We start from the raw sequence: 13623 nt of genomic DNA, 5'->3' as shown, positions 1-13623 counted from the left end.
GTCTCCTCAGCAGTCCAGTGGGTTGCGTTTTTCCGGGTCGATGCCGAACTTGACGATGGCCTCGGCCACCACTTTAGGTTCGATATCACCACGGTCAGCCAGTGCTTCCAGGGCTGCCAACACCACGAAATGACGGTCGACTTCGAAGAAATGACGCAGTTTCTTGCGGCTGTCGCTGCGGCCGAAACCGTCGGTGCCCAGGACCTTGAATTCCTTGGACGGTACCCACTGACGGATCTGCTCGGCGAACAGTTTCATGTAGTCGGTAGAGGCGATGACCGGACCTTTACGGCCGCTCAGGCACTCTTCGACGTAGCTCAGCTTAGGCTTCTGGCCAGGCTTGAGACGGTTGCTGCGCTCTACAGCCAGACCGTCGCGACGCAGTTCGTTGAAGCTGGTGACGCTCCACACGTCGGCGCCGATGTTGAACTCTTCACGCAGAATCTTCGCCGCTTCACGGACTTCACGCAGGATGGTGCCGGAGCCCATCAGCTGAACGTGGTGCGCCGCATCGCGGGTGTCTTCTTCGAGCAGGTACATGCCCTTCTTGATGCCTTCTTCGGCACCGGCCGGCATGGCTGGCTGCTGGTACGACTCGTTCATCACGGTGATGTAGTAGAAGATGTCCTGTTGCTCTTCGGTCATCTTCTTCATGCCGTCCTGAATGATCACCGCCAGCTCGTAGCCGTAGGTCGGATCGTAGGTGCGGCAGTTCGGGATGGTCGCGGCCAGCAGGTGGCTGTGACCGTCTTCGTGTTGCAGACCTTCACCGTTCAGGGTGGTACGACCGGCGGTGCCGCCGATCAGGAAGCCACGGGTACGGCTGTCGCCAGCGGCCCAGGCCAGGTCACCGATACGCTGGAAACCGAACATCGAGTAGAAGATGTAGAACGGCAGCATCGGCTGGTTGTGGCTGGAGTACGAAGTACCGGCAGCGATGAACGAGCTCATGGCACCTGCTTCGTTGATGCCTTCTTCAAGGATCTGACCTTTCTGGTCTTCCTTGTAGAACATCACCTGGTCTTTATCGACTGGCTCGTAGAGCTGGCCGACGGAGGAGTAGATGCCCAGCTGACGGAACATGCCTTCCATACCGAAGGTACGGGCTTCGTCCGGGATGATCGGAACGATGCGCGGGCCGATTTCCTTGTCCTTGACCAGTTGCGCGAGGATCCGCACGAAAGCCATGGTGGTGGAGATCTCACGGTCGCCCGAGCCATCGAGGATGGCTTTCAGGGTGTCCAGATCCGGGGTCGGCACGCTGAAGCTTTGCGCGCGGCGCTGTGGCACGAAACCGCCCAGTGCGGCGCGACGCTCCGCCAGATAACGGGCTTCGGCGCTGTTTGGTTCTGGCTTGAAGAACGGCAGGTTCTCCAGCTCTTCGTCCTTGACCGGGATGTCGAAACGATCGCGGAACAACTTCAGGCTGTCGACGTCGACTTTCTTGGTGTTGTGCGCAGTGTTTTTCGCTTCGCCGGCACCGGTGCCATAACCCTTGATGGTCTTGGCCAGGATGACGGTCGGTTGTTCTTTGTGGTTGACCGCTTCGTGGTACGCCGCGTAGACCTTGTACGGGTCGTGGCCGCCACGGTTGAGTTTCCAGATCTCGTCGTCGGACAGATCGGCAACCATCGCCTTGAGTTCAGGCGTGTTGAAGAAGTGCTCGCGAACGAACGCGCCGTCTTTGGCTTTGTAGTTCTGGTACTCGCCGTCGATGACTTCGTCCATGCGGCGTTGCAGGATGCCGTCGACGTCTTTGGCCAGCAGCGGATCCCAGAAACGGCCCCAAATGACTTTGGTCACGTTCCACTGTGCACCGCGGAACACGCCTTCGAGTTCCTGGATGATCTTGCCGTTGCCGCGAACCGGGCCGTCGAGGCGCTGCAGGTTGCAGTTGATGACGAAGATCAGGTTGTCCAGCTTCTCGCGGCCGGCCAGGGAGATCGCGCCCAGGGATTCCGGCTCGTCGCACTCGCCGTCACCCAGGAAGCACCAGACTTTCTGTTTGCCCGGCTGGATGAAACCGCGGTGCTCCAGGTACTTCATGAAGCGCGCCTGATAGATCGCCTGGATCGGGCCCAGGCCCATGGATACGGTCGGGAACTGCCAGAAATCAGGCATCAGCCAAGGGTGCGGGTAGGACGACAGGCCCTGACCGTCGACTTCCTGGCGGAAGTTGTTCATCTGGTCTTCGGTGATGCGGCCTTCCATGAACGCGCGGGCGTAAACGCCTGGCGAGGTGTGGCCCTGGAAATAGATCAGGTCACCGCCGTGTTCGTCGGTCGGGGCCTGGAAGAAGTAGTTGAAGCCGATGTCATACAGGGTCGCACTGGAGGCGAAGCTGGAGATGTGACCACCCAGGTCAGAATCTTTCAGGTTCGTACGCATTACCATGGCCATCGCGTTCCAGCGTACCAGCGAGCGAATGCGGCGTTCCATGAACAGGTCGCCAGGCATGCGTGCTTCGTGGGTAACGGGGATCGTGTTGCGGTAAGGCGTGGTGATGGCGTAAGGGAGCTGCGAGCCGCTGCGGGTCGCGAGTTCGCCCATACGGGTCATCAGATAGTGAGCACGGTCTTCGCCTTCTTTGTCGAGAACCGATTCCAGGGCGTCCAGCCATTCCTGGGTTTCGACGGGATCGAGGTCTTGCATGGCTTGCTCCAGGGCGGAAAGGCTTCCAGAATCGGTTGCCTGAGTTTGCGACTGGCCTTGTGGGCAGACGATTTAAAATTCTTGGATTGCCGACAGGTTGTTCCGGCGGCGTGTAGTTTTACTACAAATCTTCGCGCATTTCAGCCTTTGGGATGTATAGACGAGTAGTAAAACTACAGCGGAAAGGCTTGTGGCCTCCGACTGCGTTGTGAGAATAATCGTTAAGGTTGGTCGAATACCATCCGTAAAAGGTGAAACTTTGATGCTGGATGCCAAAGAAGAACAAATTTCAGCTATTTCTAACTTTTGTTCGACAGTCCTTCACGTAGCGGGTTTTCATCAAACACTACAAGCGGCCCTTTACACGCCGATCAAGGATAGACCATGACCCTGCCCGCGCTTGCCGAACTGCCCGCCATTCTCTTGCCGTTGGTCACTCGATCCGAGCAGTCGTTCCGTACGGTCGTCGCCGCGCTGGAAGACGATCACCGCTTCGCCAACTGGACCCCGGAACGCTGGGCGCAATTCGCCCGCGTTACCGCCGCCAGCGATTTTGTCATTGAACAGAGCGTTCGTGACCCTTTGATGTTGCTGTCGCTGGTGCAGTCCGGTGAGCTCGACCGGGCGTTCGCGCCGGGTGAATTGTGCGCGCAGATTGCCGCCGCGGTGAATACCGCGCAAAGCGAAGACGAACTCGGTCGCGTCCTGCGTCGCCAGCGAGCCCGCCATCAAGTGCGAATCATCTGGCGTGATCTCAATCGCCAAGCCGATCTGGTGCAGACCTGCCGCGATCTCTCCGACATGGCCGACGCCACCATCGATCAGGCCTACCAATGGCTGTACAGCCGCCATTGCCAACAGTTCGGTACGCCGACCGGGCGGCGCAGCGGTCTGCCGCAGCAGATGGTCATCCTCGGCATGGGCAAGCTCGGCGCGGTGGAGCTGAACCTGTCCTCGGACATCGACCTGATCTTCGCCTACCCCGAGGGCGGCGAAACCGTTGGGGTGAAACGTGCGTTGGATAACCAGGAATTCTTCATCCGTCTCGGCCAGCGCCTGATCAAGGCCCTTGATCCGATGACCGTCGACGGCTTCGTGTTCCGCGTCGACATGCGCCTGCGTCCCTACGGTTCGTCCGGCGCGCTGGTGCTGAGCTTCAATGCGCTGGAGCAGTATTACCAGGATCAGGGCCGCGACTGGGAACGCTATGCGATGATCAAGGCGCGGGTGGTGGCCGGCGATCAAACGGCCGGCGCGCAATTGCTCGACATGCTGCGGCCGTTCGTCTACCGGCGTTATCTGGACTTCTCGGCGATCGAAGCGCTGCGCACCATGAAGCAGCTGATCCAGCAGGAAGTGCGGCGCAAAGGCATGGCCGACAACATCAAGCTGGGCTCCGGCGGCATCCGTGAAGTCGAGTTCATCGCCCAGGCCTTCCAGTTGATCCACGGCGGGCGCGATCTGAGCCTGCAGCAGCGTCCTCTATTAAAGGTATTGAGCACGCTGGAAGGGCAGGGTTATCTGCCGCCGGCGGTGATCAGCGAGCTGCGCGAAGGTTATGAATTCTTGCGTTACACCGAACACGCGATCCAGGCGATTGCCGACCGCCAGACCCAGATGCTGCCGGACGGCGCGCAGGATCAGGCGCGCATCGCGTTCATGCTCGGTTTCGCCGACTGGGATGCTTTCCACGAAAAACTGATGTTCTGGCGTGGCCGGGTCGCCTGGCACTTCGCCCAGGTGATCGCCGATCCCGATGAAGAAGAGGGCGCCGACTGCGAAGTGGTGGTGGGCGGGGAGTGGCTGCCGCTGTGGGAAGAAGCGCAGAACGAGGAGGCCGCTTGCCGCCAGTTGGAAGAGGGCGGTTTCAAGGACGCGAGCAAAGCGTTGAAAGCGCTGGCGAGTCTGCGTGGCAGCCCGCAATTGCGCGCGATGCAACGGTTGGGGCGCGAGCGTCTCGATGCCTTTATTCCGCGTCTGCTGGCGCAGGCAGTGGAGCATGACAACCCGGATCTGGTGCTGGAGCGGGTGTTGCCGCTGGTCGAAGCGGTGGCCCGACGCTCGGCTTATTTAGTGCTGCTGACGGAAAACCCCGGCGCGCTGCGGCGTTTGCTGACGCTGTGCGCGGCCAGTCCGTGGATCGCCGAGCAGATCACCCGTTTCCCGCTGTTGCTGGATGAGTTGCTCAACGAAGGTCGGCTGTTCAAGCCGCCGCTGGCACCGGAACTGGCCGCCGAGTTGCGCGAACGCCTGACGCGAATTCCCGAAGATGACCTCGAACAACAGATGGAAGCGCTGCGTCACTTCAAACTGGCGCACCGTTTGCGCGTCGCCGCTTCGGAAATCGCCGGCAGCCTGCCGTTGATGAAAGTCAGCGATTACCTGACCTGGCTGGCCGAGGCGATTCTCGAACAAGTGCTGGCGCTGGCCTGGCGTCAGACGGTGGCCAAGTACGGCACGCCGCTGCGCACCGACGGCACCTTGTGCGATCCCGGCTTCATCATTGTCGGTTATGGGAAAGTCGGCGGTCTGGAACTGGGGCATGGTTCGGACCTGGATCTGGTGTTCATCCATGACGGCGATCCGCAGGCGGAAACTGACGGGCCGAAGCCGATCGATGGCGCGCAGTTCTTCACCCGGCTCGGTCAGCGCATCATTCACCTGCTGACCGCGCAGACCAACTCCGGGCAGTTGTACGAAGTGGACATGCGCCTGCGGCCGTCCGGGGCCTCGGGGCTGCTGGTCAGTTCGCTCGGGGCGTTCGAGCGCTATCAGGAAAATGAAGCCTGGACCTGGGAACATCAGGCGCTGGTGCGGGCGCGGGTGCTGGTGGGCAGTCAGGATGTCGGCCAAGCGTTCGAGAAAGTTCGTGCGCAGGTGCTGGGCAAGGCGCGGGATCTGGCGAAATTGCAACAGGAAGTCAGCGAGATGCGCGCGAAGATGCGCGACAACCTCGGCAGCAAGGGCACCGTGGCCGGTACCGCGGCAAATGCCTTCGAGGCCACGGCGCCGTTCGACCTCAAGCAGGACGCCGGAGGTATCGTCGATATTGAATTTATGGTGCAATACGCGGCCCTGGCGTGGTCGCACAGTCACCCGCCATTGCTGCGCTGGACCGATAACATCCGCATTCTGGAAGAGCTGGAACACGAAAGGCTGATGCCTGCCGAAGATGCCAGTCTGTTGCGTGAGGCCTATAAAGCCTACCGCTCCGCCGCCCACCGGCAGGCCCTGCAGAAGGACGCCGGGGTGATCCCGGGCGACCAGTTTGTCGAGGAGCGCCGGCAGGTGTTGCGGATCTGGAAGCAGTTGGGGCTGAGTTGAATACCTTGTGGGAGCGAGCTTGCTCGCGAAGATGGAGTGTCAGTTGACACAGATGTCGGGGTGTAATGGCGCCTTCGCGAGCAAGCTCGCTCCCACAGGGATCTGCGGTGATTCGCAGAGGTGTGACAGATGCAAAACCCCGTGGGAGCTGGCTTGCCAGCGATGGCGCAGTGTCAGCCACCTTCACGGTCGAATGAGATGGCCTCATCGCGGGCAAGCCACGCTCCCACAGGGATCTGCGGTGATTCGCAGAGGTGTGACAGATGCAAAACCCCGTGGGAGCTGGCTTGCCAGCGATGGCGCAGTGTCAGCCACCTTCACGGTCGAATGTGATGGCCTCATCGCGGGCAAGCCACGCTCCCACAGGGATCTGTGGTGATTCGCAGAGGTGTGAACAGATGCAAAACCCTGTGGGAGCTGGCTTGCCAGCGATGGCGCAGTGTCAGCCACCTCACGGTTGAATGTGATGGCCTCATCGCGGGCAAGCCACGCTCCCACAGGGATTTGTGGTGATTTGCAGATTGAGACACGAACAAACAATGTAGGAGCGAGCCTGCTCGCGATAGCGGAGTGACTGTCGACAGTGATGTTGAGGTAATGACCCATCGCAAGCCGCCGGTGTTCCCACTGTGATTCTCGAGGCGGGGAGGCGTAATTGCCTCCCCGGTTCGTTTATGGAAACCACATGAATATTCTGATCGTTGGGCCCAGTTGGGTCGGTGACATGGTGATGGCGCAGACACTGTTTCAGTGTCTCAAGCAGCGCCACCCGCAATGCGAAATCGACGTGCTGGCCCCCGAGTGGAGCCGGCCGATCCTTGAGCGCATGCCCGAAGTGCGCAAGGCCTTGAGCTTTCCGCTCGGCCATGGCGCGCTGGAGCTGGCGACGCGGCGGCGGATCGGCAAGTCCCTGGCCGGCCAGTACGACCAGGCGATCCTGCTGCCCAACTCGCTGAAGTCGGCGCTGGTACCGTTCTTCGCCGGCATCAAGCAACGCACCGGCTGGCGTGGCGAGTTCCGCTACGGCCTGCTCAACGACGTGCGCACCCTGGATAAACAACGTTATCCGCTGATGATCGAGCGTTTCATGGCGCTGGCCTATGAACCGAACTCCGAGCTGCCGAAACCCTATCCGCGCCCGAGCCTGCAAATCGACCCGGTGACCCGCGAAGCGGCGCTGGCCAAGTTTGGCCTGAGTCTTGATCGCCCGGTATTGGCCCTGTGCCCCGGCGCCGAGTTCGGCGAGTCCAAGCGCTGGCCGTCCGAGCATTACGCCAAAGTCGCCGAAGCGCGAATTCGCGAAGGCTGGCAGGTATGGCTGTTCGGCTCGAAAAACGATCACGCCGTGGGTGAAGACATCCGCGCGCGGCTGATTCCCGGCCTGCGTGAAGAGGCTGTCAACCTCAGTGGTGGCACCTCGCTGGCCGAGGCCATCGACCTGCTGTCCTGCGCCGACTCGGTGGTGTCCAACGACTCTGGCCTGATGCACGTGGCAGCGGCGCTGAACCGTCCGCTGGTGGCGGTCTACGGTTCGACCTCGCCGGGGTTCACCCCGCCGCTGGCCGAGCACGTCGAAATCGTCCGCCTGGGTCTCGATTGCAGCCCTTGCTTCGATCGCACCTGCCGTTTCGGCCATTACAACTGCCTGCGCCAGCTGCTGCCGGACGCGGTCAACGATGCCTTGCAGAAATTGCAGGGCTCCGTGGTCGAGGTTCAATAAGTTGCGGGTATTGCTGATCAAGACTTCATCGCTGGGCGACGTGATTCACGCGCTGCCGGCGCTGACCGATGCGGCCCGGGCCATCCCCGGGATCAAGTTCGACTGGGTGGTGGAAGAAGGTTTCGCCGAGATCCCGACCTGGCACCCGGCGGTTGGCAAGGTGATCCCGGTGGCGATCCGCCGCTGGCGCAAGAACCTCTGGCAAACCATCAAGAGTGGCGAGTGGAAGCGCTTCAAGCAAAGCGTGCGCGCCAGCAAATACGATTTGGTGATCGACGCTCAGGGCCTGCTGAAAAGCGCCTGGCTGACCCGCTACGTCAAAGCCCCGGTGGCCGGCCTCGACAAGGGCTCGGCGCGCGAGCCGATCGCCGCACGGTTCTACGACCGCAAACTGGCCGTGGCTCGCGGGCAGCATGCCGTCGAGCGCGTGCGGCAGTTGTTCGCCATCGCCCTCGGCTATGACCTGCCCAAAGGGCGGGGCGATTACGGCCTCAACGTCGAGCGTCTGGTGGAACTGCCGCGCAAGAGCGCCTTCGTGGTGTTCCTGCACGGCACCACCTGGGACACCAAACACTGGCCGGAAGCCTACTGGCGCGAGCTGACCGAGCGGGTCGGCTATCTTGGCGTCGGGGTCAGGCTGCCGTGGGGCAACCCGCTGGAGAAGGCTCGCGCCGAACGCATCGCCGCCGGTTTCAAACACGCCGAGGTGTTGCCGAAGCTGAATCTGGCCGGGGTCGGCAAAGTGCTGGCCGGCGCCCAGGCGTGTGTGGCGGTGGACACCGGTCTCGGTCATCTGGCCGCGGCGCTGGACGTGCCGACCATCTCCCTGTTCGGCCCGACCAATCCGGGCCTGACCGGCGCCTACGGCAAGGTGCAGATCCACATGGCCAGTGATTTCCCCTGTGCCCCTTGCCTGCAAAAGAAATGCACTTACCAACCGACTGCGCAGGATGCCCGTCAGTTTGACCTGAAACGCGAGCAGCCCTTGTGCTTCACGCGTGTAAATCCCGAGCGTGTCGCCAGCCGACTGAGCACGTTGTTGATGGCTGAGGAGCTGCGCTGATGCAATTGGCATTCGTCCTGTACAAATATTTCCCGTTCGGTGGCCTGCAGCGCGACTTCATGCGCATCGCCCTCGAATGCCAGAAGCGCGGTCACCAGATTCGCGTCTACACCCTGATCTGGGAAGGCGACGTGCCGCCCGGTTTCGAAGTGCTGGTGGCGCCGGTCAAGGCGTTCTTCAATCATCGGCGCAACGAGAAACTCACGGCGTGGATGGAAGCGGACCTGGCCAAGCGTCCGGTGGACCGTCTGATCGGTTTCAACAAGATGCCGGGGCTGGACGTCTACTACGCCGCCGACGGCTGCTTCGAAGACAAGGCGCAGAACCTGCGTCATTCGCTGTACCGCCGCTGGGGCCGTTATCGCCACTTCGCCGAGTACGAGCGCGCGGTGTTCGCCAAAGACGCGAAAACCGAAGTGCTGATGATTTCCGAAGTGCAGCAGCCGCTGTTCATCAAGCATTACAACACGCCGCTGGAGCGCTTCCATCTGCTGCCACCAGGGATTGCCCAGGACCGCCGGCGTCCAGCGGATGCTGATGAAATTCGCGCCGGTTTCCGCGCTGAATTCGATCTGAAAGACGACGAACTGCTGCTGGTGCAGATCGGTTCCGGGTTCAAGACCAAGGGCGTCGATCGCAGCCTCAAGGCGCTGGCCGCATTGCCCGCCGAACTGAAGAAACGTACCCGGCTGTTTGTAATCGGCCAGGATGACCCCAAATTGTTCCAGATGCAGAGTGCCACTTTGGGTCTGGGCGACAACGTGACGTTCCTCAAGGGCCGCAGCGATATCCCGCGTTTCCTGCTTGGCGCCGATCTGTTGATCCATCCGGCGTACAACGAAAACACCGGTACGGTGCTGCTCGAAGCGCTGGTAGCGGGTTTGCCGGTGCTGGTCAGCGCGGTCTGCGGTTACGCCCATTACATTGCCGAGGCCGACGCCGGGCGCGTATTGGACGAGCCGTTCGAGCAGGCGCAACTGACTCAGTACCTGACCGAGATGTTGAGCGACGCCTCTGCACGCGCGGCCTGGAGCCGCAATGGTCTGGCCTTCGCCGAGACGGCCGACCTCTACAGCATGCCGCAACACGCGGCCGATGTGATTCTGGCGGAGCACGCTTAAATGAAGTTGATGCTGGCTGAACCGTTCAAGAGCCTTTGGGCCGGGCGCGACCCGTTCGCTGAAGTCGAGGGCTTGCAGGGCGAGGTCTACCGCGAGCTGGAAGCTCGCCGGACATTGCGCACGGAAGTCGACGGCAACGGATTTTTCGTCAAGATCCACCGTGGCATCGGCTGGGGCGAGATCTTCAAGAATCTGCTGACCGCCAAGCTGCCGGTGCTCGGCGCGGGTCAGGAGTGGAAGGCGATCCAGCGCCTGCAGGCGGTCGGCGTGCCGACCATGACTGCAGTCGCTTACGGCGAGAAGGGCAGCAACCCGGCCGATCAGCATTCGTTCATTGTCACCGAAGAGCTGGCGCCGACCATCAGCCTCGAAGACTACAGCCTCGACTGGGTCAAGCAGCCGCCGGAGCCAACCCTGAAACGCGCGCTGATCGCTGAAGTGGCGCGCATGACCGGCATGATGCACCGCGCCGGAGTCAACCATCGCGACTGCTATATCTGCCACTTCCTGCTGCACACCGACAAGCCGATCACCTCGAGTGATTTCAAGCTCTCGGTGATCGACCTGCACCGCGCGCAGACCCGGGCAAAGATCACTCAGCGCTGGCGCAACAAGGACCTGGCCGCGCTGTATTTCTCGGCGCTGGACATCGGCCTGACCCGCCGCGACAAGTTGCGTTTTCTCAAAGGCTACTTCCAGCAACCGCTGCGGCAGATCCTGGCCGAAGAAGCGCCGCTGCTGAGCTGGCTCGAAGGCAAGGCCAACAAGCTCTATGCGCGTAAACAGCGTTATGGGGATGCGCTCTGATGGCGGGTTGGATTCTGGAACCGCAATACAGCGATCTGGCCGACGATTTCGGTAGCCTCGAAGCGGTGTTTGCCTTGCAGGGTGAACGGCTGACCCGCGATCCGCTGTCGGAAGTCGTGCGTGTCGAGCGCAACGGCGTCAATTATTACGTCAAGCGCTACGTTGGCGCCGGTAAAGGCCTGCGCCGTTACCTGGGCAAGCCACGGGTGAAGATGGAGTGGCAGAACCTCAAGCGCTTCGCCAAGTGGGGCATTCCTACCGCTGAGGTGGTGGCCTGGGGCCTGGAGCGTCGCGGTGCGGCCTACGCCCGTGGGGCGATGATCACCCGTGAGCTGCCGCGCACCGAAGACCTTTCGGCGCTGGCCGAACGCAACGATCCGAAGCTGAAGGATCGCGTATGGGTCGATGGCGTAAGCCGACAGTTGGCCGCTTACACGCGGACGATGCACGATCATCGCTTTACCCATAACGACCTGAAGTGGCGCAACCTGCTGATCGACGATCAGGCGCAGCTGTTTCTGATCGACTGCCCCAATGGCGATTTCTGGCGCGGTTTCTGGCTCAAGTACCGGATCACCAAGGACCTGGCCTGTCTCGACAAGGTGGCCAAATATCACCTGTCGAACACCCAGCGCTTGCGCTTCTATCTGCAATACCGCGGACGTGACCGGCTCAATGCCGCCGACAAGCAACGGATTCGTCACGTGGTGAGATTTTTCGAGGGACGCGAATGACTGATTTTCTGGCCGCTGAAGACCGCGCGCTGCTTGAGCGTCATGGCCTCGATACGTTCGATGCGCTGTGGGCCAAGCAGCTCGAAGCGGTGGATGAGCCGAACACCGATGGCGGTGGCTGGAGCAGTGTGTTTCGCCTTGAGCTGGAAGGGCGGGCCTACTACCTCAAGCGTCAGAGCAATTACCTGACCCGCACCCTGCATGCGCCGTTCGGCGAACCGAGTTTCGCCCGTGAGTTTCGTAATATCAGTCGCTACAGCAAACTCGGGATTCCTGCGCTGCAAGCGGCGTTCTTCGGTGAGCGCAAGGTCAACGGCGACGTCCGCGCGATCCTGCTGACCCGTGCCCTCGATGGGTGGGACGACCTCGATTCGCTGCTGCAACGCTGGTCCGAACTGAGCGCTGCACAGCAGTCGGCGATTCTCCAGGCTTGTGGGCAACTGGCGCGCCAACTGCACGGCGTGCGTCAGGTGCACGGCTGTTTTTATCCCAAACACATTTTTTTGCAGGCCGATGGCGAGCACTATCGGGCGCAACTGATCGACCTGGAAAAGACCCGGCCGCTGCTGTTCGGTCACCGTGACCGGGTCAAGGATCTGGAGCCGCTGCTGCGTCGCGCGCCGCAATGGGGCGAGGCGCAATTGCGCGAATTGCTCGCGGCCTATCTCGATCAGCCCGTCGACAGTTCGCTGGTCGACAGTTGGGTTTCGCGCCTGACTGCACGACGCAGTCGCAAGGAGACCCGCTGATGCGCCTGGCCGACCTGAAAAACGCCGGACGTACGCCGAGCCTGCCGCTGACGATCACTCTGGCTGATGCGGCAGGCCCTGCGGATCTGCAGTTGCTGAGTCTGCTGCGGGTGTTGCCCGGACAGCGCTATGTCGGTGCCGGGGTCTGGCGCGGGCGGCCGGTACTGGCCAAATTGCTGGTGGGCAGCAAGGCCGCGCGGCATTTTCAGCGTGAGCTGGCGGGCGTCAAACTGCTCGCCGGGCAGGGCTTGACCACGCCGTTGCTGTTGGCTGATGGCTTGCAGGACGGTGAAGGCGGCTGGCTGTTGTTCGAGTTTCTGGAAAACGCCGAAAGCCTCGGCGATGCCTGGCAGCAGGTCGAGTCGTTGCCGGTGCTGGCGGACGAGCAGTCGGCGGTACTGGCCGAGGCGTTGGGCGCGATCGGTCAACTGCATGGCAAAGGCCTGTGGCAGGAAGATCTGCACCTGGACAACCTGTTGCGCCACGCGGGTCAGCTGTACCTGATCGATGGTGCCGGGATTTGCGCGGAAACCGCCGGTCAGCCGTTGTCGCGGCAGAAGGTGCTGGAAAACCTCGGGGTGTTTTTTGCCCAGTTGCCCAAGTCACTGGAGCCGTACACCGAAGAGTTGCTGGTGTATTACCTGCTGAGCAACAGCGAACACGCACTGCCGCTGGAGGCGTTGCAAAAGCAGATCGCCAGGGTCCGGGCCTGGCGCCTGAAGGATTACCTGATCAAGGTTGGCCGTGAATGCACCCTGTTCAGTGTGCAGCGCGGTGCGTTTAGCTTGCGGGCGATCCGCCGTGAGGAAGAGGCGGCGATGCTGCCGGTGCTGGCGCAGGCTGACGCGCTGCTTGATCAGGGCCATCTGTACAAGACCGGCGGCGCGGCGAGCGTCGGCAAGGTCGAAGTGGCCGGGCGCACGCTGGTGATCAAGCGCTACAACATCAAAGGCTTTGCCCACTGGCTCAAGCGTTTCTGGCGCCCGAGCCGCGCTTGGCATTCCTGGCGTGAAGGCAATCGCCTGGCCTTCCTTGGAATCGCCACGCCGAAACCGCTGGCAGTGTTGGAGAAGCGCTTCCTGTGGCTGCGCAGTCGGGCCTATCTGGTTACCGACTTCCTGCCGGGGCCGGACATCATCGAGCGTTTCGCCCCGTACGTCGAAAGCGGCGCGGCGCCGGAGTCCGAACTGCAGGCGCTGGACCAACTGTTTGCGCAACTGATCGCCGAGCGCATCAGCCATGGCGATTTCAAGGGCCACAACCTGTTCTGGCAGGAGGATCGCTGGGCATTGATCGATCTCGATTCAATGTGTCAGCACAGCTCCGTCAGCAGTTTCGCCCCAGCTTACGCGCGGGATCGAGCGCGGTTCATGCGCAACTGGCCCGAGAGCAGCGCGTTGTATCGGGTGATTGACCAGCGCTTGCCCAAGGATATCTCCAGCGCAGCCTGATT

General features: G+C 61.7%; 9 protein-coding genes. 8 read left to right on the top strand and 1 reads right to left on the bottom strand.

Annotated elements, in window-relative coordinates; genetic code table 11:
- Positions 1-6: 6 nt before the first annotated feature.
- On the bottom strand, positions 7-2652 hold the full coding sequence (aceE, locus tag ACXR0M_RS23475) for a pyruvate dehydrogenase (acetyl-transferring), homodimeric type (RefSeq protein ID WP_458834046.1): 2646 nt from the start codon (positions 2650-2652) through the stop codon (positions 7-9).
- A gap of 384 nt (positions 2653-3036) precedes the next feature.
- Between aceE and glnE the strand changes: the two genes are divergently transcribed.
- From glnE to ACXR0M_RS23435, 8 genes are all read left to right on the top strand, one after another.
- A complete protein-coding gene (gene glnE / locus ACXR0M_RS23470; RefSeq protein WP_458834045.1) occupies positions 3037-5976 on the top strand; it encodes a bifunctional [glutamate--ammonia ligase]-adenylyl-L-tyrosine phosphorylase/[glutamate--ammonia-ligase] adenylyltransferase in 2940 nt (979 codons plus the stop codon).
- A 685-nt stretch (positions 5977-6661) separates the two neighbouring features.
- A complete protein-coding gene (waaF, locus tag ACXR0M_RS23465) occupies positions 6662-7696 on the top strand; it encodes a lipopolysaccharide heptosyltransferase II (RefSeq protein WP_458834044.1) in 1035 nt (344 codons plus the stop codon).
- A 1-nt stretch (position 7697) separates the two neighbouring features.
- Complete coding sequence (gene waaC / locus ACXR0M_RS23460) at positions 7698-8759, top strand: lipopolysaccharide heptosyltransferase I (RefSeq protein ID WP_458834043.1); 1062 nt, start codon at positions 7698-7700, stop codon at positions 8757-8759.
- Positions 8759-9880, top strand: coding sequence for a glycosyltransferase family 4 protein (locus tag ACXR0M_RS23455; protein WP_458834042.1), 1122 nt, complete (start codon positions 8759-8761; stop codon positions 9878-9880). Before waaC ends, ACXR0M_RS23455 begins: the two co-directional genes overlap by 1 nt.
- Positions 9881-10687 (top strand): lipopolysaccharide core heptose(I) kinase RfaP, encoded by an 807-nt coding sequence (gene rfaP / locus ACXR0M_RS23450; RefSeq protein ID WP_458834041.1) that lies wholly within the window; start codon positions 9881-9883, stop codon positions 10685-10687.
- Positions 10687-11421: a lipopolysaccharide kinase InaA family protein gene (locus ACXR0M_RS23445; RefSeq protein ID WP_458834040.1), complete on the top strand. Its 735-nt coding sequence runs from the start codon at positions 10687-10689 to the stop codon at positions 11419-11421. The genes rfaP and ACXR0M_RS23445 overlap by 1 nt, the downstream gene beginning before the upstream one ends.
- Positions 11418-12170, top strand: coding sequence for a lipopolysaccharide kinase InaA family protein (locus ACXR0M_RS23440; protein WP_458834039.1), 753 nt, complete (start codon positions 11418-11420; stop codon positions 12168-12170). The genes ACXR0M_RS23445 and ACXR0M_RS23440 overlap by 4 nt, the downstream gene beginning before the upstream one ends.
- The gene (locus tag ACXR0M_RS23435) at positions 12170-13621 is read left to right on the top strand and encodes a lipopolysaccharide kinase InaA family protein (protein ID WP_458834038.1); all 1452 of its coding nucleotides are present in this window, start codon (positions 12170-12172) and stop codon (positions 13619-13621) included. The genes ACXR0M_RS23440 and ACXR0M_RS23435 overlap by 1 nt, the downstream gene beginning before the upstream one ends.
- The last annotated feature ends 2 nt before the right edge of the window (positions 13622-13623 follow it).

Source organism: Pseudomonas sp. Eth.TT006, assembly GCF_054456575.1.
The sequence above is the reverse complement of the archived record's forward strand: the minus strand, read 5'-3'. Positions and strand labels throughout refer to the sequence as shown.